Source organism: Salibaculum griseiflavum (assembly GCF_003129565.1).
Taxonomy (GTDB): domain Bacteria; phylum Pseudomonadota; class Alphaproteobacteria; order Rhodobacterales; family Rhodobacteraceae; genus Salibaculum; species Salibaculum griseiflavum.
Genome location: NZ_QETF01000006.1, coordinates 1 through 19882, shown reverse-complemented (window position 1 = coordinate 19882; position 19882 = coordinate 1). Strand labels below are relative to the sequence as shown.

15 protein-coding genes are annotated in these 19882 nt (G+C 63.7%); 4 read left to right on the top strand and 11 right to left on the bottom strand.

Annotated elements, in window-relative coordinates; genetic code table 11:
- Positions 1 to 8: 8 nt before the first annotated feature.
- The gene (locus tag DFK10_RS07135) at positions 9 to 1562 is read left to right on the top strand and encodes a tetratricopeptide repeat-containing sulfotransferase family protein (RefSeq protein ID WP_109388086.1); all 1554 of its coding nucleotides are present in this window, start codon (positions 9 to 11) and stop codon (positions 1560 to 1562) included.
- Between the two features lie 32 nt (positions 1563 to 1594).
- Here the strand turns inward: DFK10_RS07135 and rpoD are convergent, their stop codons facing one another.
- The 5 genes from rpoD to DFK10_RS07110 all read right to left on the bottom strand — a co-directional run bounded on the left by rpoD (position 1595) and on the right by DFK10_RS07110 (position 8325).
- Positions 1595 to 3589 carry an RNA polymerase sigma factor RpoD gene (gene rpoD, locus DFK10_RS07130; protein ID WP_109388084.1) on the bottom strand — a complete coding sequence of 665 codons (1995 nt, stop codon included), beginning with the start codon at positions 3587 to 3589 and terminating at the stop codon, positions 1595 to 1597.
- Between the two features lie 134 nt (positions 3590 to 3723).
- Complete coding sequence (dnaG, locus tag DFK10_RS07125) at positions 3724 to 5694, bottom strand: DNA primase (protein WP_109388082.1); 1971 nt, start codon at positions 5692 to 5694, stop codon at positions 3724 to 3726.
- Positions 5695 to 5736: 42 nt separating this feature from the next.
- Positions 5737 to 6633, bottom strand: coding sequence for a DMT family transporter (locus DFK10_RS07120; RefSeq protein ID WP_235866788.1), 897 nt, complete (start codon positions 6631 to 6633; stop codon positions 5737 to 5739).
- Between the two features lie 190 nt (positions 6634 to 6823).
- Positions 6824 to 7429: a LysE/ArgO family amino acid transporter gene (locus tag DFK10_RS07115; protein WP_109388425.1), complete on the bottom strand. Its 606-nt coding sequence runs from the start codon at positions 7427 to 7429 to the stop codon at positions 6824 to 6826.
- Positions 7430 to 7575: 146 nt separating this feature from the next.
- Positions 7576 to 8325 (bottom strand): YebC/PmpR family DNA-binding transcriptional regulator, encoded by a 750-nt coding sequence (locus tag DFK10_RS07110; protein WP_109388080.1) that lies wholly within the window; start codon positions 8323 to 8325, stop codon positions 7576 to 7578.
- A 185-nt stretch (positions 8326 to 8510) separates the two neighbouring features.
- Here DFK10_RS07110 and DFK10_RS07105 point away from each other — a divergent pair, with 185 nt between their 5' ends.
- The 3 genes from DFK10_RS07105 to DFK10_RS07095 are packed head-to-tail and all read left to right on the top strand — an operon-like array spanning position 8511 to position 11821.
- The gene (locus tag DFK10_RS07105) at positions 8511 to 9257 is read left to right on the top strand and encodes a 1-(5-phosphoribosyl)-5-[(5-phosphoribosylamino)methylideneamino]imidazole-4-carboxamide isomerase (RefSeq protein ID WP_109388423.1); all 747 of its coding nucleotides are present in this window, start codon (positions 8511 to 8513) and stop codon (positions 9255 to 9257) included.
- Positions 9258 to 9310: 53 nt separating this feature from the next.
- Positions 9311 to 11089, top strand: a complete 1779-nt coding sequence (locus DFK10_RS07100) for an SLC13 family permease (protein ID WP_109388078.1) — start codon at positions 9311 to 9313, stop codon at positions 11087 to 11089.
- Positions 11090 to 11092: 3 nt separating this feature from the next.
- Positions 11093 to 11821 (top strand): glutamine amidotransferase, encoded by a 729-nt coding sequence (locus DFK10_RS07095; protein ID WP_109388076.1) that lies wholly within the window; start codon positions 11093 to 11095, stop codon positions 11819 to 11821.
- On the opposite strand, the gene DFK10_RS07090 is transcribed toward DFK10_RS07095, so the two are convergent.
- The 6 genes from DFK10_RS07090 to DFK10_RS07065 all read right to left on the bottom strand — a co-directional run bounded on the left by DFK10_RS07090 (position 11818) and on the right by DFK10_RS07065 (position 19688).
- A complete protein-coding gene (locus tag DFK10_RS07090) occupies positions 11818 to 12705 on the bottom strand; it encodes a DMT family transporter (RefSeq protein WP_217810094.1) in 888 nt (295 codons plus the stop codon). The genes DFK10_RS07095 and DFK10_RS07090 overlap by 4 nt on opposite strands.
- Before the next feature lie 11 nt (positions 12706 to 12716).
- On the bottom strand, positions 12717 to 14498 hold the full coding sequence (locus DFK10_RS07085) for an SLC13 family permease (protein WP_109388072.1): 1782 nt from the start codon (positions 14496 to 14498) through the stop codon (positions 12717 to 12719).
- Positions 14495 to 15442 carry a DMT family transporter gene (locus DFK10_RS07080; protein ID WP_109388069.1) on the bottom strand — a complete coding sequence of 316 codons (948 nt, stop codon included), beginning with the start codon at positions 15440 to 15442 and terminating at the stop codon, positions 14495 to 14497. The genes DFK10_RS07085 and DFK10_RS07080 overlap by 4 nt, the downstream gene beginning before the upstream one ends.
- The gene (locus DFK10_RS07075; RefSeq protein ID WP_109388067.1) at positions 15439 to 16254 is read right to left on the bottom strand and encodes a TIGR00282 family metallophosphoesterase; all 816 of its coding nucleotides are present in this window, start codon (positions 16252 to 16254) and stop codon (positions 15439 to 15441) included. Before DFK10_RS07075 ends, DFK10_RS07080 begins: the two co-directional genes overlap by 4 nt.
- Positions 16255 to 16435: 181 nt before the next feature.
- Entirely contained in the window at positions 16436 to 19141 is a 2706-nt protein-coding gene (locus tag DFK10_RS07070; protein ID WP_109388065.1) for a restriction endonuclease, read from the bottom strand.
- Positions 19142 to 19145: 4 nt separating this feature from the next.
- Positions 19146 to 19688 carry a hypothetical protein gene (locus DFK10_RS07065; protein WP_109388063.1) on the bottom strand — a complete coding sequence of 181 codons (543 nt, stop codon included), beginning with the start codon at positions 19686 to 19688 and terminating at the stop codon, positions 19146 to 19148.
- Positions 19689 to 19882: the final 194 nt, after the last annotated feature.

Below are 19882 nucleotides of genomic sequence, written 5' to 3'. Positions count from 1 at the left end.
GCGCAGGGATGGACCGCATTTCACAACTGCTACAGGCGGGACGGGTGGCCGAGGCCGTGGCCCTGATCAAGCGCGGGCTGGCCCAGCGGCCCCGGGACGCAACGCTTTTGCTGGCCCTGGCCCAGGTTCACAATCGCGGCAGCCGCGACTATGCACAGGCGCATACGGCATTGAAAAAGCTGTTGAAACTGGCACCCAAGAATGCCGCCGCCCATGCGGAAATGGCGCAGGTCCTGGGCAACATGCAAGACCGTGAAAAGGCTATCCAGCACGCCAAACGGGCCGTGGCCCTGGCGCCGAAATCTCCGGACCACTTGTATGTGCTCGGCACGCTCTACCATCAGACCGACCGCCTGCAAGAGGCCCGCGCCGCCATCCGCAAAAGCCTTGCCCTGCGGCCCGACCACGTGCAAACCCGGCTGTTGCTGGCGACGGTCCTGCGGTCCGGAGGCGATATGGACGCCGCCCGGACCCTTTGCACCGAGATTTTCGAGGACGAACCGAACAACCTGTTCAATTTCTCGGTCTACAGCCTGACCGGCAAACTGGACGCCGACGACCCGATGATGCGGCATTTCACGGATGTCGTGATCCCGGCCGCAGAACAGGCTGGCGGCCCGGCCTATATCACCGCGCTTGGCGTTCTGGCCAAGCTCCGGGACGACACCGGCGATCATGACGCGGCATTCACCATCCGGACCCAGGCCAAGGCCGCCGAAGGTATTAGACATGACAATCGAAAATATGCGGGCTTTGTTCAGGCGCAGGTTCAGGGCCTGACCCGCGCCGATTATTTCGGCGGCGGCGGATCGGACAGCGAAACCCCGGTCCTGATCGTCGGCATGCCCCGGTCAGGCAGCACCCTGCTGGAGCAGGTGATCTCGAGCCATCCGAAGGTTCAGGGCGTGGGCGAAAACCCGGCGCTTGCCAACCTGTTGCGAGGGGCCCGCGTTCCCGATCACGATGGCCCCGCCCTGGTCCGCTTTGTCAAAGGGCTGGACAGCAAACAGGCCGCCGCCCTGGCCCGGTCCTATCTGTCAGCGGTGACCCCCGGCGCCGGCAAGGCCAGCCGCATCGTCGACAAGAAGCTGCACAATTTCGAATTGCTGGGCCTTTTCGCCAAGCTATTCCCGAAGGCACGCATCCTGCATGCCACCCGCGACCCGATGGATTGCTGCGTGTCGTGCTATTTGCAGAACCTGTCGCCCTGGCACAGCTATACCCGCGATCTGGGCGACCTGGGCCGCTACTACAAGCAATACCGGCGCCTGACCCACCATTGGCAAACCGCGCTGCCCAATCCGATCATGTCGGTGGCCTACGAAGATATGGTCGCGGACCTCGAGGGCACGGCCCGCGCGGTCATCGGTTTTCTGGGCCTGGACTGGGACGACGCCTGCCTGAACTACCAGCAGACCGACAACCGGGCCCGAACCCTGTCGGTCTGGCAGGTGCGGCAACCGGTCTACAAGACCTCTGTCAAACGCTGGAAACGCTACGCGCCGCACCTGGGGCCGCTCATGGACGAACTGGCCCCGCTTTACCCTGATGGACTGGACTGACGGCCTGGACTGGCGGGCCCGGCTGATCCGACCTACTGGTCGAGGAAACTGCGCAGCTTGCGGCTTCGGCTGGGATGCTTCAGTTTGCGCAGGGCCTTGGCCTCGATCTGGCGGATGCGTTCGCGGGTCACGCTGAACTGCTGGCCCACCTCTTCGAGCGTGTGGTCGGTGTTCATGCCGATGCCGAAGCGCATGCGCAGCACGCGTTCCTCGCGCGGGGTGAGCGACGACAGCACGCGGGTGGTGGTTTCCTTGAGGTTCTCCTGAATGGCCGAATCCAGCGGCAGGACGGCGTTCTTGTCCTCGATGAAATCGCCCAGCTGGCTGTCTTCCTCGTCGCCGATGGGGGTTTCCAGCGAAATCGGCTCCTTGGCGATCTTCATCACCTTGCGAACCTTTTCCAGCGGCATCTGCAGCTTGGCGGCCAGTTCCTCGGGCGTCGGCTCGCGGCCGATCTCGTGCAGCATCTGGCGGCCGGTGCGGACCAGCTTGTTTATGGTCTCGATCATGTGGACCGGGATGCGGATGGTGCGGGCCTGGTCGGCGATCGACCGGGTGATCGCCTGGCGGATCCACCAGGTCGCGTAGGTCGAGAACTTGTAGCCGCGGCGATACTCGAACTTGTCCACGGCCTTCATCAGGCCGATATTGCCTTCCTGAATGAGATCAAGGAATTGCAGGCCACGGTTCGTGTATTTCTTGGCAATCGAGATCACCAGCCGCAGGTTGGCCTCGACCATTTCCTTCTTGGCGGCGCGGGCCTCTTTCTCGCCCTTCTGGACCTGAGCCACAATGCGGCGGAATTCCGAAATGTCGACGCCGACATACTGGCCCACCTGGGCCATCTCCGCGCGCAGCTCCTCGATCTTGTCGGTCGAACGTTCGATCAGAGATTGCCAGCCGCGCCCCGACTTGGCACCCATTTCCTCCAGCCAGGTCGGGTCCAGTTCGCGGCCTCGATAGGCCTCGATGAACTCCCGGCGGTTGATGCGGGCCTGGTCGGCCAGCTTCACCATCGAGCTGTCGATGGCCATGATCCGGCGGTTGATCCCGTAAAGCTGGTCGATCAGCGCCTCGATGCGGTTGTTGTGCAGGTGCAGGGAATTGACCAGCTGCACGATTTCCGAGCGCAGTTTCTGGTATTTCTTCTCGTCCTTGTCGCTGAACGATCCGTCCTCGTTGATCGTCGCCGACATGCGGGCGTCCTGCATCTCGGACAGCTTGGCAAAATCGGCGGCGATGGTGTCCAGCGTTTCCAGAACCTGCGGCTTGAGCGTCGCCTCCATCGCGGCCAGCGACATGTTCGCGGCGTCTTCTTCCTCGTCGTCGTCATCGTCCTTGGCGATGGGGTTGCCGTCTGCGTCGAGTTCGGGGCCGGCGTCCTTCTTCTCGCTCTTGGCGGCCTCGGGGTCGACCACCGGCGCGGTTTCCGCCCCTTCCTCGTCAAGCTGGTTGCCGAAGGTGGTTTCCAGGTCGATCACGTCGCGCAGCAGGATTTCCTCTTCCAGCAATTCATCGCGCCAGATGGTGATGGCCTGGAAGGTCAGCGGGCTTTCGCACAGCCCGAGGATCATGGTGTTGCGCCCTGCCTCGATCCGCTTGGCGATGGCGATCTCGCCCTCGCGCGACAGCAGCTCGACGCTGCCCATTTCGCGCAGATACATGCGGACCGGGTCATCGGTGCGGTCCAGCTTTTCGGTGGTGCCGCCACCGAGCGCCACGTCGCGCGCACCGGTCGTGGCAACCTCGGTCGACTTGGACTTGTCATCCTCGCTGTCGACCGATTCCTCGCTTTCCTCTTCCTCTGTGACCTGGATGCCCATTTCGTTGAGCATCGACATGACATCCTCGATCTGGTCCGAGCTGACCTGGTCGGGCGGAAGCACCGCGTTGAGCTGATCGTAGGTGATGTAGCCGCGCTCGCGCGCCTCGGCGATCATCTTCTTGACCGCGGTCTGGCTCATGTCGATGGAAATATCGCCATCCGCGCCGTTCTCGCTGCGATCGTCGGTGTCCTTGGCTGCCATGCGTGTCCCCTCTGGCTGTCTCGCAGTGATTCGGCTGATTCGCGCGTGTCCCGAATCAACCCTGCGCGTGCGTGATTCGCAATGCCCCTACGCCTTGTTTTCAGGGGCTGTTGCGCAATGCCCCAACCGCCCCTCTAGCGCGATCGGCGCCCCTTGGCAAAGTCGATACTTCCCAAAAGATCGTCAAAGGCGCTGCGTTCGTCCCGTTTCATGCGGGCCCCGTTCGGCGCGGTGTCGTATTCGGCTTTGTCATCGTCATCCTGTTTGCCGGCGCGGTTCATCGCCGCCGTCGATTGGGCGAGCCGTGCGGTAAGACGTTCATCGACCACGTCAGAGGACAGATCCTCGATCGCCTCCTCGATCTCATGAGCGTGGCCGCGTCGGGCATTCAACTTGGCCAGCTCCTCGGCCAGGCACATGGTCGCGACCTCGCCATTGTCAGGCTTGCGCACGGCAGGCGTTATGGCGACGTGGGCCTGCGCAAAGAGTTTTTCAAGTGCACCGGCACCGATTTGCGCCGCGATCTGCGCCTCGACCTCGGAGCCTTCAGCACCAAGTAGCGCATCTCGTATTAGGGCATGATCAGGTGTCGTGCACTCCATCCGTTCAAGCTCGTGCAGGAAATCCGGCAGCAGGGCCGGGTTCCGGATCAGCGTGGCCAGGATCACGCCCTCGCGCAGCTGGTCCTCGACCGGGCCACCGGTGACCAGCAGCGAGGACTTGCTCGACGGCATCGGCGGCGCGATTTTCCATTCAGGCAAAAAGCCCCGCCCGCCGGGCTGCCAGGGGCGCGGGCGTCGGCCTTGCCCCTGCTTGCGCGACGGACCGAACAATTGCCAGCGCAACTCCTTGATCGCTTCGCCGTAATGGCCACGGATCGACGGATCGCGGATCAGCTTGATCTTGTCGCGCAGGGCCTTGTCCAGCGCGGCGCGGCGTTCGGGGCTGTCGAAGGCACGGCCCTCGATTTCACGCTGCCAAAGCAGCTGCACCATGGGCAGCGCCGCATCGAGCAGCTTGCGCATCCCGCCCGCCCCCTGGGCGCGCAGAACATCATCGGGGTCCAGGGTGTCGGGCATGACGGCGAACCGCAAGGATTGTCCCGCCTCCAGAAGCGGCAGGGCCAGGTCCATGACGCGCCCCGCCGCGCGCTGCCCGGCGGTGTCACCGTCCAGAGTGATGACCGGCTCGGGCGCGATGCGCCAGATCATCGCCAGCTGCTGTTCGGTCACAGCGGTGCCCAGCGGCGCAACCGCGGCTTCGAACCCCGCCTCGGACAGGGCGATCACGTCCATGTAGCCCTCGGCCACGATCAGCGTATGCCCCTTGCCGGCGGCCTCGCGGGCGCGCTTGATGTTGAACAGGCTGCGGGACTTGTCGAACAGCTCGGTTTCCGGGGAATTGAGATACTTGGCGCTGTCGTCCGGGTCCATCGCCCGCCCGCCGAAAGCGATGCAGCGGCCGCGGGCGTCGCGGATGGGAAAGATGATACGGTTGCGGAACACGTCATAGGGCGCGCGGCCCCTGTCGCTTTCCCGGGCCAGCCCGGCACCGAGGATCAGATCCTTTTCGATGCCCTTGCCCGAAAGGTGATCCCACAGGTTCGACCAGCCCGGCGGGGCAAATCCTATCTCCCAACGCGCCAGCGCGTCGTCCTTCAGGCCGCGGCCTGCCAGGTAGTCGCGCGCCGCAGCACCCTGGCCGGTCTTGAGTTGCAGCCGGAAAAACTGCACGGCCATCTCCATGACCTCGGCCAGCTGCGTGCGGCGGTCAGCCTTTTCCTGGGCGCGCGGATCGCGCTCTGGCATCGGCATGCCCGCCTCACCGGCCAGGATCTCGATCGCTTCCATGAAGCCCACATTCTCGGTCTCGCGGACAAAGGAAATGGCGTCACCCTTGGCGTGGCAGCCGAAGCAATAATAATAGCCCTTCTGGTCGTCGACGTGGAAACTGGCGGTCTTTTCCTGGTGGAACGGGCACGGCGCCCACATGTCGCCCTTGGCCTGGTTGGACTTTCGGTTGTCCCACATGACCTTGCGGCCGACGACCTGGGCGATGCTCAGGCGGCTGCGCAGTTCATCAAGGAAACCGGGGGGCAGACTCATAGGCGGAATATAGGCCCTGCCCGGCCCGACTGCGAGTCCCGATCAGACCTTGGGCGCATTGGGCGAGGGCGTCACCATGCGGCGCGCCCGCGCCTCGCGCCAGGAAATGAAACTGACCGAGGCGACGATGACCACGCCGCCGAGGATCACCCAGCCATCCACCCCCTCGCCGAAGACCACGGCGCCCAGGGTCACGGCCCAGATCAGCTGCAGGAAGGTGACGGGCTGGGTTACCGTCAAGGGCGCCGAGGCAAAGGCCAGGGTCATGGTGTAGTGCCCGGCGGTCGCAAAACAGGCCACGCCGAACAGCCACAGAAGCTGCGTGCCCGTCACCGGCACCCAGACCGCGAACGCAAAGGGCGCAAGGCCGATGGTCACGGTGATCGACAGCATGCCCACGATCACTGCAGCCGACACTTCGCCCGACAATCGCTTGGTGATCATGTAGCCGATGGCGAAGGCGATGGCAGTGAAGATCATCGCCAAGTGGCCACTGTTCAATTCCCGCAGCCCCGGCCGGAGGATGATCAACGCCCCGATCAGCGCCATGACAACCGCCGCCAGGCGGCGGGGCGGCAACTCCTCGCCCATGAACAACGCCGCGCCGATGGTGACATAGACCGGGTTGAGGTAGTTCATCGCCGTGACCTCGGCGATCGGGATGCGGGTCATGGCGTAGAACCAAAGGATCACCGCCAAGGTATGGGCCGCCCCGCGCAGGGTGAACAGTTTCATCTGCCGGCGCGTCAGACGCGCCCGCAGGATCGGGCGGATCATCGGCAGCAGGAAGACCAGCCCCAACACGTAGCGCAGGAAGGCCGATTGCGCCGCGGGAATGTCGTTGCCCACATGTTTTACAAGCGCCGTGACGGCGACGAAATTCAGGCCGGTCACGATCATCCAGAAGATTCCGGCCAGGGGGCGATGCTGTTCTGCCATGGCGCCACATGACCCCAGTTCGACAGGCATCGCAAGGGGGCTCTGCCCCCTCCGCCTTCGGCATTCACCCCCGCGGTATTTCTGACCCAAGGAAGCGGGATTGCGCGAAAAGCGAATGCTTCTTTGGGGTGCAAATACCGCGGGGGAGTCGAGCTTGCTCGACGGGGGCGGAGCCCCCGGACACACTGGTTCAGTGACCGAAGACCAGGCTGTAGGCGATCGCCCACATCACACACCCGATCCCCAGCTCCAGCACTTGCCAGGCCCGGGGCCGCACCATCAGTGGCGCCAGAAGCCGTGCGCCATAGCCCAGCGAAAAGAAGAAGGTGAAGGAGGCCGCTACCGCCCCCGCCCAGAAGGCCCCGGCCTGGTCTGCATGGCGCGAAGCGACCGAACCGATCAGGACCACGGTATCAAGGTAGACATGCGGGTTGCCCCAGGTGATCGCGAGGCAGAAAAGCAGCGCCGCCCGCAGGCTGGTTGCCGCCCCCTGCGCGGGGTCCAGCGCCTCGCCGCCGGCCAGGGCCCGCCGGAAGCTCAGCGCCCCATAGACCAGAAGGAATGCCGCCCCTAGCCAGCGCATCAGGGGGGCAAGCCCCGGCAGCCACTCTGTCAGCGCGGCGAACCCGAAGACCCCAACGGTAATGAGGATCGCGTCCGAGATGGCGCAGGTCAGCACGATGGGAAGCACATGTTCGCGGCGCAGCCCCTGTTTCAGGACAAAGGCATTCTGCGCCCCGATGGCGAGGATCAGGGAAAAGCCGAGGCCGAAGCCGGTTGTGAACGCGCCGAACATCGCTCGGGTTTGCCGCGCCGGCCCCGGCGGCACAAGCCCAATTTCTTGTGCGCCCTCGGGCCCCTGTCCCGAAAACCAGCGAGGGCCGCGCGCCGGAACGGCGGGCGGCCCTCTCAATTGGATCAGGAATGGATACCCCTCATGGCCTATTCGGCGGCGTAGGCTTCCATGACCTCGTCGGGGGCCTCGAAATTCGTCGTAACTGTCTGGACGTCGTCATCGTCTTCAAGGGCTTCCACGAGTTTCATGACCTTTTGCAGCCCCTCCAGGTCCACCTCGGTCGTGGTCTGGGGCTGCCAGATCAGTTTGGTGGACTCGGCCTCGCCCAGCTCGGCCTCCATTGCGGTGGAGACCTCGTTGAGATCGGTGTCGGCACAGATGATGACGTGACCGTCCTCGGTGCTTTCGCAATCCTCCGCGCCGGCCTCGATCGCGGCCATCATGACGGTATCGGCGTCACCGGCCTCGGCGTTATACATGATCTGGCCCTTGCGTTCGAACATGAAGCCGACCGACCCGGTCTCGCCCAGGTTTCCGCCGTTCTTGGAAAAGGTCGACCGAACGGTCGAGGCGGTCCGGTTGCGGTTGTCGGTCATCGCCTCGACGATCACAGCGACGCCGCCCGACGCGTAGCCCTCATAGCGGATTTCCTCGTAATCCTCGGCATCGCCGCCCTGGGATTTCTTGATCGCGCGTTCGATCACGTCCTTGGGCACCGATTGCGACTTGGCCTCTTTCACCGCCAGCCGCAGGCGCGGGTTCTTCTCGGGGTCGGGGTCGCCCATCTTGGCGGCGACGGTGATTTCCTTGGCAAGCTTCGAGAACAGCTTGGACCGCGCGGCGTCCTGGCGCCCCTTGCGGTGCTGGATGTTTGCCCATTTTGAATGGCCGGCCATGATCCGGTTTCTCCCCTTGGGTTTCTGGCGTCTGGCGGACCTCATACCCAAGGCCGGGCCGGTGGGCAATGGCGCGGGCGGATTCGCGCGTTCCCGGGATGCATGATGCCGCTTTCAAGCCATCGGCGCGGGGGCAACATCGCTAGAATCAACCCACTGTAGAAGCCCAAGGGATGGAGGACGGCATGCAGATCTACCCGACACTGGAATTGCAGGGCGGCCGCTGCGTTTCGCTGCGCCGGGGCAATCTGGACGAGCCCGCGATCTGGCATGTGGACCCGGTCGAGACCGCCAAGGGGTTCGTGGAGAAGACCGGCTGGGTGCATGTCACCGATTTCGACGCTGTCTCGCGGTCTGAAACGGACAACAGCGCCCTGATCGAAGAGATGATCCGCACGGTACCCGGCTCGGTTCAGCTGGGTGGCGGCATGAACACGATGGACCGGATCACCCAATGGGTCGAGGCCGGCGCGGGCCGGGTCGTGATCGGGCAGACCGCACTGGTCAATCCCGACCTCGTGAAAGAGGCGGCGCTGGCCTATCCCGACCAGATCGTTCTGGCCCTCGATGTCTACCAGGGCAAGGTCATGTCGCGCGGCTGGCGCGACACCACGGCCTTCGACCCGCTCGACGTTCTGGGCTGGTTCGAGAATGATGCGCTTGCGGCCATCGTCGTGACCGATATCGACGCGGACATCGAAGAGACCGAGGCCTCGGTGTCCTTGATCACCCGCGTGGCCGAGGCCTCGCGCACCCCGGTCATCGCCCGCGGCACCGTCCGCACGCTCGACGATATCAGCACGCTCAAATACGTCCCGCAGGTGGCGGGCACGATCATAGGGCGGGCCCTGTTCGACAAGAGCATCGACCTGGACGAGGCCGTGGCCCTGGCCCAGCCCGAGCCCGAGGAAACGGTCGCCCCCTTCGTCTGAGCCGGGCAAAACGGCCGATGGACGCCGCGCGTCCAGCGCAATAGGGTCTGGTCATGACCAGTGACCAGACCCTTCTTTTCGCCCTTTTCGCCCTGATCTTCGCGCTGCTGCTCTGGGGGCGCATCCGCTATGACCTCGTGGCCTTCGGGGCCCTCATGATCGCCGTCCTCCTGGGGGTGGTGAAGGTAGATGACGCCTTTTCGGGATTCGGTCACCCGGCCACGATCATCGTGGCGCTGGTGCTGATCGTATCGGCGGGGCTGGTGCGCTCGGGCGCGGTCTACCTGATCACGCGGACCATGATCGACAGCACCCGAAGCCTGGGCGCGCATATCACCATCATGGGCGGAATCGGCGGTGTCCTGTCGGCCTTCATGAACAACGTGGCCGCGCTGGCGCTATTGATGCCGGTGGACATCCAGACCGCGCGCAAGGCCGGGCGCGCGCCGGGTCTGTCGCTCATGCCGCTGAGCTTCGCGACCATTCTGGGCGGCATGGCCACGCTGATCGGAACGCCCCCCAATATCATCATCGCTTCGATCCGCGAGGACAGCCTCGGCGCGCCCTTTGCCATGTTCGATTTCGCGCCGGTGGGTGCGGTCACGGCGCTGGCGGGGCTGGTCTTCGTCGCCCTGATCGGCTGGCGATTGATCCCGGCCCAGAACGAGGCCACCGCCGGGTCCATGGCAGAAAGCTACGCCGATTACCTCGCAGAGCTGATCGTGCCCACGAACAGCAAGCTGATCGGCCAGCGCCTTGGCGAGCTTTACGAGACGGCCGAGAAGAACGACGTGGCCATCCTGGGCCTGATCCGAGACGGCAAGCGCCGCTATGGGTCAGCTTCGAACGCGGTGCTCAAGGGCGACGATATCCTTGTGCTGGAAGCCGCACCGGCGGCGCTGGACGAATTCCGCACCGCGCTTTCGCTGAAGTTCACCACCAAGGAAAATGCCGACAAACTGGAAGCCGATGGGGACGGGCTGACCGTGATCGAGGTCGTGGTTCCCGAGGGCGCGCGCATCGCCGGCAAGACAGCGCAGGCCTTAGGGCTGCTTTGGCGGCACCAGACGGTCCTGCTGGGCATGTCCCGCAAGGGCCGCGCTATCCGAACCCAGATGCGCAAGACCGTGGTCGAACCGGGCGACATCCTGTTGTTGCTGGCCCCCTCGGCGCGCGCCATGGACGTGGCCGACTGGCTGGGGTGCCTTCCGCTGGCCGACCGGGGCCTGTCGGTGACCGCCGACAGCAAGATGTGGCTGGCCATCGGCGCCTTTGGCGGGGCGGTCGCGGCAGCCTCCTTCGGGCTGATCTACCTGCCCGTGGCGCTGGGGATCGTCGTGACGATCTATGCCCTCGCACGCATTGTCCCCCTGTCAGAGCTTTACGATCACGTGGAATGGCCCGTGGTCGTCTTGCTGGGCTCGATGATTCCGCTGGGCGCGGCACTGGAGGACTCGGGCGGAACCGAGTTGATCGCGAACGCCCTGACCGGACTGACAAGCGATCTGCCGGCTTGGGCGATCCTGACGGTTCTGATGGTCGTCACCATGACCCTGTCGGATGTTCTCAACAACACCGCCACGACCATTGTCGCCGCCCCGGTCGGGATCGAGATGGCGCGCACGCTGGATGTTTCGCCCGACCCGTTCCTGATGGCGGTGGCCGTTGCGGCCTCGTCGGCATTCCTCACGCCGATCGGGCACAAGAACAACACCCTGATCCTCGGGCCCGGCGGCTACAAGTTCGGGGATTACTGGCGCATGGGCCTGCCTCTTGAACTTCTGATCGTGGCGGTGTCTATCCCGGCCATCCTGACCTTCTGGCCGCTGTGACACATGACCAAGCCCTTCCTGATCCTGCAACTGCGGCCTGAAACCGAGGCCAGCGATGACGAGTTCGCCGCGATCCTGCGCAAGGGCGGGCTGACCGCCGATCAGGCACACCGCGTCCGGCTGGATTGCGAGGCGCTGCCCGACGATCTGAATCTGTCCGATTACGCCGGCGTCATTGTCGGCGGGGGGCCGGGCTGCGTCAGTGACGCGCCCGAGGACAAGTCACCGGTCGAGGCCCGTATCGAGGCCGCCTGCCTGTCCCTCATGCCCGAGATCACCGCGCGCGATATCCCCTTCATGGGCTGCTGCTACGGCATCGGCATTCTGGCCCATCACCTTGGCGCCGAGGTCTCGAAGGACAGATATGGCGAGCCGGTGGGCGCAACGACTTGCCGAGTGGTGGGCGACGACCCTTTGCTCGACGGGCTGCCCGAGGTCTTCGACGCCTTCGTTGGCCACAAGGAGGCCGTGCAGCACCTGCCCGAGGGCACGGTGCACCTGCTGGAAAGCGGCCCCTGCCCGTTCCAGATGATCCGCTATGGCCAGAACGTCTATGCCACGCAGTTCCACCCCGAGGCCGATGCGGACGGGTTCGAAACCCGCATCCGCATCTACAAGGATCGCGGCTATTTCCCGCCGGAAACCGCCGATGATCTGATTGCGATGTGCCGCGCGGCGGATGTGACCGTGCCCGAACGCATCTTGCGGAATTTCGTTGCGCGCTACGGCTAGGTCCGCCGGGCAAGCCGCCTGTCACGCTGCCCGCGCGCCAGCAGCCACAGGTTGCTGACCACCATCGCGCCCAGCACGATGGCCCCACCCAACAGGGTGCGCGGGCCGGGGTCTTCGCCCAGCACCCACCAGACAAGCAAGGGGCCGAACACCGCCTCCAGCAGCATCAGAAGCCCCACATCGGCGGCGGGCAGGTAGCGCGGGCCGGTAGTCAGGCAGGCAAAGGCAACGGGCACCACCCAAAGCCCCATCAGGCCCATCCAGATCCGGTCGCCTTCGGGGATCATAACGGTGGGGGCCAGCGCCCCGGCGGTCAGCCCCGCCAGGATTGCCCCCGCCCCCATGGCGGGCACCATCGACCGGCCCTTCTGCCGCCGTGCGATGGAAAAGGTCACCGCGAGCGCTATCGCGGCCCATAGCGCGGCCAGGTCGCCTTCGATCGTGCCGCCACCCCCGCCCAGCGACCCGCTGGCGATCACCGCGATGCCCACGATCGTCGCCGCGATGGTCAGCACCGTGCGCATCCCCACGGCCTCTTTCAGGACGAAGCGCGCGATGAGGGCGGCGAAGATGGGCGATGTCGATAGCAGGAACAATGTGTTCGCAACCAGCGTATGGGTCGCCGAATAGACAAAGGCGATATTGCCCGAGCCATAGACGACGGCCATCAGCAGATCAGCCCGCGTCGGGCGCAGCAGCGGCTGCAACCCGCGCCCGCGCGTCACAACGGCGATGCCCACCAGCACCGCCAGCCCGCTCAGCGTGCCGCGCCAGAAAAGCTGCGCCCAATGGTCCGCCTCGATCAGGCGGATCAGCAGCGTATCCGGCGAAATGACCAATACGCCGAACAGCGTGATAAGGAAGCCGCGCAGATAGGGGGACATTGTTTCGGACATCATAGCGGCCAGACCAAGGGGATCACCGCCGAGGCCAGCAGCCCTACGGTCAGGTTCAGCGGGATGCCGACGCGCAGGAAATCGGTGAACTTGTAGCCGCCCGGACCATAGACCAGCGTATTGGTCTGGTAGCCGATAGGCGTGGCGAAACTGGCCGAGGCGGCAATCATCACCGCCACGACCAGCCCGCGCGGGTCGATTCCCATGGCCTGCCCCAGCCCGATGGCGATGGGGGTCACGACCACGGCGACGGCGTTGTTGGAAACCAGTTCCGTCAGGACGCTGGTCAGCAGGTAGATCGCCCAGACGATCAGGAAGGGCGGCAGGGATTGCAGCCCCGGCGCCACGGCGGAGACGATCAGCTCGACCGCGCCCGAGGCCTGCAAGGCCGCGCCGATGGCCAGCATGGCGAAGATCAGCGCCAGAAGCCGCCCCTCGACGAAGGAAAACGCCTCTTCGGCGTCGATGCAGCCCGTGACCAGGACGACCGCCACGGCCACGACGGCCAGGAACAGGATCGGCGCGACGCCCAAAGCGGCCAGGGTGACGATGGCCAGAAGCGCCCCGATGGCGATGGGCGCGTGGCTGCGGCGGAATTCCTTGGCGGACGGGGTGGAGACATCCACGAGGTCCTGGTCGTCGGCCAGGCGCTTGATATCCTCGGGCGCGCCTTCCAGAAGCAGCGTGTCGCCCACCCGCACGGTCAGGTCGTCCAGTTGCCGGCCGATATTCTGGCTGCGCCGGTGCACCGCCAGCACGTAGACGCCATAGCGCCGGCGCAGGCGCAATGCGCCAAGGCGACGGCCCACCATCTTGCAGCCCGGCGTGATCAGCACCTCGACCGTCTGGGTTTCCACGGCGCTGACCTGATCGACCCGGCGCAGCGACTTGTTGCGTTGCAGGCTGAGCAGTTCCGTCATCGCGGTGCGCAGAACCACCCGGTCGCCGACCTGCAATTCGACGCCTTGCAGATCGCGGCGCAGCGAGGTGTCGCCGCGGACCACGTCGATCAGCCGCACGCCCTCGCGCTTGAACAACTGCACGCCCGGCACCTCGCGCCCGATCAGGTTACTGTCGGGGGGGATCACCGCCTCGGTGAAGAAGCGCATCTTGGAGCGGTCGGACAAAAGGTTCGCCATGCTGTCCCGCTCGGGCAGCAGGCGCGGCGCGATCAGGGTCAGGTAGATCAGCCCCCAGCCGACCACCACCAGTGCCACGGGTGTGACCTCGAAAATCGTGAAGGGGGCCAAGCCCTGTCCGCGCGCCACACCGTCGACCAGCAGGTTGGTCGAGGTGCCGATCAGGGTCAGCGTGCCCCCCATGATCGCCGCATAGGACAGCGGGATCAGCAGCTTGGAGGCAGACAGGCCCAGCGTGCGGGCCAGTTGCACGAAGACCGGGATCATCACGACGACAACAGGCGTGTTGTTCATGATGGCGCTGGCAATGATGACGAAACCGAAGACCAGCACCATGGTCTGGCGCGGATTGGTGCGCACCCGGCGGTCGGCCAGCGTGGTCAACGCATCGAGCGACCCGGTCCGCACGAGCCCGCCCATGACAAGGAACATCGCCGCGATGGTCCAGGGGGCGGGGTTGGACAGGACCGTCAGCGCCTGCTCGTAGGGCAGGACGCCGGCCACCAGCATCAGCGCGACCCCGGCAATGGCCACGACCTCGGTCGGGAAGGTTTCGCGCAGGAACAGCAGGAACATGACCACGACGATGGTCAGGGTCACGATGGCATCGGCGTTCCCGCCCAGGTCAAAAAACTCGATCATGTCTGTCCCGCGCCCGCTGCCGGACCAGTGTCATCACTCGGCGGCAGCGCATCAACCGGTTTTTCCACCTGGCGCGGGCGCACCAGCGTCAGGCCCAGAAGCATCGCCGCCAGCGCGGCCCAGACCCAGCCGGAATAGCTTTCGCCCAGCAGCACCATCGCCCAGATCACGCCGAACCCGGTGACCAGATAGGCCACCTGCCCCGCGAACACCGCCCCGGCCCGACCCACCAGCCAGATATAGCCGGCATAGACCGCCACGTGGACGACGCCGCTGGCGATCAACGCCTGGCCCTCGCGGGTCAGAAGGCCGGCGGGCGCGATCCAGTGGCCGCTGGCCAGCGCCAGGGGCAGCGCGACCGCGGCGCCCAGGATCGACGCGAGGCAGAGCAGCCCCACCGCAGAGAGGCCGGCCGTGCCCATGCGGTTGACCGCATTGCCTTCCAGCGCGTAGCAGAGCGGCGCCACCAGGGCGACCGGGATCCAGGCCAGCATGGCGGGATCCGGCAGGCTGCCGCGCGGCAGGGCGATCAACGCCACCCCTGCAAGACCGATGGCCAACCCGGCCAGCCGGCGCATGGAAAACCTGTCGATCCCAAGCATCAGCGCCACGGGAAAGGCGAACATCGGCACGGTGGCGATGATGATCGACATCACCCCAGACGGCAGGTGAAAGGCGGCCTGGTAGCTGGTCGTGTTGGGCAGGAGCGTACCAAGGGCCGCAACGAGGATGACGATGGGCAGGCGTTCCCGGGTCAGCCGCGGCAGGGTGCCGCGCGCGGCCAGCAGGCCGCCGGTGAGCAGCGCGCCGAGCGCCATCTGCCAGAAGATCAGCCCGAAATGGCCATAGCCCGAGGACACGGCGATCTTGGTCAGCGGTTGGGTCAGCCCCCAGCCTGCGCCCATGACCACCAGCGCCAGGCTGAGTCCGAACCGCGATATCATTCGGGCCCGGCGGGAGACAGGCGCCCGCCCTCGCGCAAGGGCACGGCCCGCACCGCCTTCCCCGTCCTGTCATCGGTCTCGACATAGAGTCCCGACAGGGTGGCCGCACCGTTGGCCGGCTCGAACCGGGCCTTGGGCATGCCGGTGAGGAAGCGGCGCATCGGCTCTTCCTTCTGCATGCCGATGACGCTGTCGTAATCGCCGCACATGCCGGCATCGGTCTGATAGGCTGTGCCCCGCGGCAGGATCGTCACGTCGGCGGTGGGAACATGGGTATGGGTGCCCACCACGACGCTGGCCCGGCCATCGCAGAAATGCCCCATCGCCATCTTTTCCGAGGTCGCCTCGCAATGCATGTCGACAAGCGCGGCATTGACCACGCCGCCAAGGGGGTGGGTCTTGAGCGCGGTCTCGACCGCCGAGAATGGATCGGCGAATGCGCGTTTCATGAAGACCTGGCCCAGCACCTGCGCCACCAGGATCTTGCGCCCGCCGGGCACATCGAAGACCCGTGCGCCGCGGCCCGGTGCGGCCTTGGCATAGTTCAACGGGCGAAGGACGCGCGGCTCCGCCTCGCAGAATTGCAGCATGTCCTTCTGGTCGAACGCGTGATCCCCGAGGGTAAGGACATCGGCCCCGGCCTCCAGCAGCAGCTTGGCATGGGACGCGGTCAGACCCATCCCGTTCGACGCGTTTTCGCCATTGACGACGACGAAATCGAGTTTGAGCCTGTCGCGCAGCGCGGGCAGGGTTTCGGTGATCGCCCGGCGCCCGGCCCGGCCCATGACATCGCCAAGAAAAAGAAGTCTCATGACCGCCTTAAGACCAAGCCGGGCCGCGAGAGGCAAGCGTTTTCAAACGGGGGTCGTGAGGTAGTTTCACTCCTCAATGCTATGGAAACTTGCTTGTCACAGAATCTGGCCTGACTTGAGTATCAGACTCACGTCCTGTCACGTTAGCTTGCACGCACGCCGCTTAAAGTGACAATCAGCATCAAACACCGCCGTCAGGTAGCTCAGAAGCATTGGTGACTACTTTGTAGCTGACCCCCAAAGCGTCTCTGAAATGACGCTGCCCACACTTGATTTTGGCTTTCTCATCTGGCCTCAATTCGCCAAGTTCAAGTGTTCCCTTGGTCTCCCGTACCAAGTACAGGTTCTCCCCGCCGTTGTCAGGGTCATCCATCACCACTGCCCAGTCCGGATTATACCGCCCAATCGGTGTATCGACGGTAAACCAGTCTGGAAGCTTTATGTAGAGTTTGACATCAGCCCGTTTCTCAAGGTCGAGCACAAACTGTTTTTCGATTCCCTCGGAGTCCCAGCGGACTCCATCGTAGATATGCGTGCCTCCCACGCCACCAGTCTCGATGCTAGGAACAACATAGTCTTCCCAAGTTTGAATTTCTTCCGCGAACTGGCTCTGCTCAAACCAAGTACCATCTTTCTCGTACTTGATGCCTTTCACCATTTGGTCGGCGAGCTTGGATTTAAGGATGTTTACCGCATTAACGGCAAAATCATGCGGGTTTTCGGTGGCTTCGTCGCGCTTTGAGGTCCTTTTGAAAACCTCGAGCAACGTGCGTCGGGATAGCCTCATCGGCGGAGAGGTGTTCTCCATCAGGCTTTCCATGACTTCGATCAGGTTGGGAAGAGGATAGCGCCCAGCAAGGTCGACTGCAGTTCTCGCACCGCTCAGAACGATTGGTTCGAAGAAGTCCTCGGCTTCATCAACACGGATATTGGCCTTCGAGACCGTGATGCGCGGCTTGCTGATTGTCGTCTCATCCAGCTCCGCAACTGCGTCCTCGATTAGTTTCGCCGTGTCGATTTGGACCGAATACCGCGTCCTATGTTTGATTTTGTCCCAAAGCTCTTTGAACTCGGGTTTCAACATGAACTGCTTGCGCAACTTAATGATCGTGCGCTTGCGTTGGTTGGGTGGCGGGGGTGGCAGGGCGTCCTTGCCATACTCTCTTTCGATCTCGCTCTGCAGGCCCGCGACAAAGCGCTCGTAGGTCTCGCTGGCGACCACGGTGAGTACATTGATCTGTTCGTCTTGGATACGGTCGCCGTCCTGATTGACAGGCAAGCGGACACCTCGCCCAACTTGCTGGCGACGTTCTGTATCACTGCCTACCTCGCGCATGGTGCAGATTTGGAAGACATTCGGATTGTCCCAGCCTTCGCGAAGTGCCGAGTGCGAGAATATGAACGCAACCGGTTCTTCAAAGGAAAGTAGGCGCTCCTTCTCACGCATGATGAGGTTGAAGGCCTCGTCGTCCTGCTTGGTCTTGCCTGTGCTGTCCAAGACTTCCGTCTCGCCCGTCTTCTTCGTCTTTGTGGCGAAATAGGCCTTTTGCACATCGGCGGCACTGACAGTTTTCCATTCGTCGTACCGCTGTTTGATCTCGTCAAACGCTTTGACGAATATCATCTTCAACTTGCCATCATCGGGGGAGTAGTTGTCCACCTTGTCGATGAAGAACAGGGACAAGACCTTGATGCCGTGCTCCTTCAACCGCCGCTGTCGGCGGAAATGCTCTTCGATGGTGAAGGCGATTTGCGCCTCGAAGATCGCATCACGGTCGGAGCCTTGTTCACCGCCAAGGGCCAGCTCCTGATTGTTTGCGAAGCGGATGAAACCCGATCCGGGATTGATCTCGTCCACGACGAAACCTTCGTACTCAGCGCGCCCGGTTTTCTCGACCAGACTATCGCCGCTTCGAACCGTGATGGGCTTCTCTTGGATCTTCCCCGTCGCCATCAGCTTGTGGACGCTCAGCTTGGCGCTGACGGTTCGCTTGGTGGCATTCAGCTCTTCAACCCGCACAAACGGCATGTTTTCGTTGTCTTGCTGAACCACCGATGCGACCTCTATCCGCTTCACTAGCCCTTGGCGATAGGCGTCGAACGGGGTCAGGCGATAAACCACATTGTATGCGTTTCGATGGGTCGCGCTATAGCGCAGGGCGCAGATTGGGTTGAGAGAGGCCAGTGCGGAAACCGACAGATCGCTTTCCATGTTTTGCGGCTCGTCCAAGATCAACACGGGCCGCGTTTCTTGAAGCTGGTAGATTGGCGGGTCTAGCCCTTCACGCGATTGGCGAATGACTGTCTCTGCGCGTTTGAAGGCGTCGATGGTCATCACCATTATCTCGATCCCGTCAGAGAGGGCGAACCCGGATACCTGACTCTTGCGGGCGGAATCGTAGACGGTGAAGTGATATGGTGGCTTGCCAAAGAGCTTGTCGAAGTGGGTTTTGGTTACTTCCAGCGTTTTCTTCACGCCTTCGCGCACGGCGACCGATGGCACGACGATGATGAACTTGCGCAGCCCGTAGGTCTCATACAGACGCAACGCCGTACGGATGTACACGTAGGTCTTGCCGGTGCCCGTCTCCATCTCGACCGAGAAGTTGGGGAAGGTAATGTCTTCCTCGCCGCGCAAGGTATCGACCTTGGCGGTCAGAGTTTCCAGCTTGTCGTCTTGGTCCAGCCCCCGGTCGTTTTGCACCTTTTGCAGGTGGGCGAGGAGCTGCTCGGGCGTCAGGTCTAGCCGGTTGGGAACAACCTGAAAGGCCGCCCCGGTCGGCACGGTGAGTTGATTACGCACGAAGGCCTGACCGTCGAACAGGCCGACAACGCTCTCGACCGCATCGACCTGATATTCCTGCTCGCTGTCGAACTTGAACTTCATGCCCTCAGATCACCTTCAACCGACATTGCAGGGCGAGGTTGGCGGCGAGGGTGTCGTCCAGCGCGGTGTCGCGGCAGACGAAAATGTCGTCCTTGGTCAGGTCCAATGGGGCGACGGCATCGAGGGTCAGGGCCTCGTCGAGACAGATGGTGAAACTGCGATCCTCATCTGACACGCGCCAGAAGGTCGGGCCAGTGCCGATGTCCAGCTCTTCAACCTTGGCGGTCAGGCTGTAGCCTTCGCGCAAGCCGACCTCCCAGATCACGGCTTGCGGCTGCCAGCCAGGGGCGAGGCTGTCGGTGAAGGCCTCTAGCTGCGCTGCGTAGGTGTCAGGGTCTTTTTGCTCGATACCAGTCCAGCGCATCATATTACTTTGCGTGAGCTTGAAGGCACGAAACCCTTGTTCAGTCTTATGCTCCGGTAGCCGAAAGACTCGTCGCATCCGTTCTCTGGCGATATCTGCAATGGTGTTCAGGCCCATGCTGAGTGCATTGTTCGCAGCTTCTGCACCTTCGATCACCGGCTCGGGAAACTGAACCGCGATCATTTTCCGTGGCGTGTGCTCACCTGTATTGGTTCGCAAAAGCCCATGAAAAGAAGAGCCGGACCCGGCGAGGGAATGTCCCGCTTGATGTTGAAACTTGCCTGAGTGGCGCAGCTTGATGCGAGGTTATGCGGCGTCCTTGATCTGGTCAAGCTGGTCCTTTTGGCGGTGGTCGATAAGGGCCTGCTTTAGGATTG

What these genes read in the sequence shown, in the direction of transcription:
- dnaG (WP_109388082.1), bottom strand. Translation starts at nt 5,694, where the DNA reads ATGAGTCTGCCCCCCGGTTTCCTTGATGAACTGCGCAGCCGCCTGAGC.
- DFK10_RS07095 (WP_109388076.1), top strand. Translation starts at nt 11,093, where the DNA reads ATGACCAAGCCCTTCCTGATCCTGCAACTGCGGCCTGAAACCGAGGCC.
- DFK10_RS07090 (WP_217810094.1), bottom strand. Translation starts at nt 12,705, where the DNA reads ATGTCCCCCTATCTGCGCGGCTTCCTTATCACGCTGTTCGGCGTATTG.
- DFK10_RS07070 (WP_109388065.1), bottom strand. Translation starts at nt 19,141, where the DNA reads ATGAAGTTCAAGTTCGACAGCGAGCAGGAATATCAGGTCGATGCGGTC.
- DFK10_RS07110 (WP_109388080.1), bottom strand. Translation starts at nt 8,325, where the DNA reads ATGGCCGGCCATTCAAAATGGGCAAACATCCAGCACCGCAAGGGGCGC.
- DFK10_RS07085 (WP_109388072.1), bottom strand. Translation starts at nt 14,498, where the DNA reads ATGATCGAGTTTTTTGACCTGGGCGGGAACGCCGATGCCATCGTGACC.
- DFK10_RS07120 (WP_235866788.1), bottom strand. Translation starts at nt 6,633, where the DNA reads ATGGCAGAACAGCATCGCCCCCTGGCCGGAATCTTCTGGATGATCGTG.
- DFK10_RS07135 (WP_109388086.1), top strand. Translation starts at nt 9, where the DNA reads ATGGACCGCATTTCACAACTGCTACAGGCGGGACGGGTGGCCGAGGCC.
- DFK10_RS07065 (WP_109388063.1), bottom strand. Translation starts at nt 19,688, where the DNA reads ATGATCGCGGTTCAGTTTCCCGAGCCGGTGATCGAAGGTGCAGAAGCT.
- rpoD (WP_109388084.1), bottom strand. Translation starts at nt 3,589, where the DNA reads ATGGCAGCCAAGGACACCGACGATCGCAGCGAGAACGGCGCGGATGGC.
- DFK10_RS07100 (WP_109388078.1), top strand. Translation starts at nt 9,311, where the DNA reads ATGACCAGTGACCAGACCCTTCTTTTCGCCCTTTTCGCCCTGATCTTC.
- DFK10_RS07115 (WP_109388425.1), bottom strand. Translation starts at nt 7,429, where the DNA reads ATGTTCGGCGCGTTCACAACCGGCTTCGGCCTCGGCTTTTCCCTGATC.
- DFK10_RS07105 (WP_109388423.1), top strand. Translation starts at nt 8,511, where the DNA reads ATGCAGATCTACCCGACACTGGAATTGCAGGGCGGCCGCTGCGTTTCG.
- DFK10_RS07075 (WP_109388067.1), bottom strand. Translation starts at nt 16,254, where the DNA reads ATGAGACTTCTTTTTCTTGGCGATGTCATGGGCCGGGCCGGGCGCCGG.
- DFK10_RS07080 (WP_109388069.1), bottom strand. Translation starts at nt 15,442, where the DNA reads ATGATATCGCGGTTCGGACTCAGCCTGGCGCTGGTGGTCATGGGCGCA.